2 protein-coding genes are annotated in these 836 nt (G+C 63.4%); both read right to left on the bottom strand.

The annotated features are described in order from the left end of the window. Positions 1–196 (bottom strand): cytochrome ubiquinol oxidase subunit I (locus tag QEP12_RS16910; RefSeq protein WP_284214987.1); only part of this gene is annotated, 196 nt, incomplete at its 3' end. A gap of 87 nt (positions 197–283) precedes the next feature. Continuing rightward, a partial coding sequence (locus QEP12_RS16905) for an ATP-binding cassette domain-containing protein (protein ID WP_284214988.1) occupies positions 284–836 on the bottom strand: 553 nt, incomplete at its 5' end.

Genomic DNA, 836 nt, shown 5'->3' with positions numbered 1-836 from the left:
TGGCGAAGTTGATACCAAACAGCACACCCCAGAACTTGGTCATATCGCGCCAGATGGTGCGACCGGTCATGACATACACGGTCTCCATGATGGCCACGATCACCGCCAGACCAATGGTCAGCGGCACAAACAAGAAGTGGTAGAGCGCCGTTATCGCGAACTGCAGCCGCGATAAGTCGACGATGTCGAGGTCCATGGTCGTATCCTTTCAAAGGTCCTCTGGGGGAATGTGCGGGCAATTTCCAAGGTTGCCCGTCAATTAAAAACACTGATCCGGACAGCATCAATCCGGTCGCAAGCGCGCAATGAGCGCTGCAAAAGCAGGTTCTCCACGGCGTGCCTCGGCTTTTACGACACCGCCATCGAGCCAAATCAAACGGTCGGCCAGCGCCGCCTCGCGCTGCAGGTGGGTGCACAGCACCACCGTGTGCTGCTCTGCCCGAGCCTGCAACCGCTGCAATACATCGCGTGCCGTGGCGGCATCCAGCCCTTCGGTCGGCTCGTCCAGCAACCAGGCCGGCTGCTGCGCCAAAAGCAAGCGCGCCAGGCCCAAGCGGCGTGCTTGCCCGCCCGACAGGCCCAGACCGCCCTCGCCCAAGCTGCTGTCCAGCCCCTGTGGCATGGCGCGCACATCGGCTGCCAAGCCCGCGTCTTCCAAAGCAGCCCACAGCGCCCTATCGTCGGCGAGGGGCGCGGCCAGCCGCAAGTTGTCGCGCACGCTGTCTTGGAACAAGGCCACCCGCTGGGTTAGCCACACGCTGGGCACAGCCTGCACCCGGCCGTGGCTGAGGGACTGCTCGCCAGCCAGCACGGCCATCACGGTCGATTTACCCGCT

Origin of the sequence: Comamonas jiangduensis (assembly GCF_030162955.1) — a bacterium.
GTDB classification, from domain to species: Bacteria; Pseudomonadota; Gammaproteobacteria; order Burkholderiales; family Burkholderiaceae_C; genus Comamonas; species Comamonas jiangduensis.
This window is presented reverse-complemented; position numbering and strand designations above follow the sequence as displayed.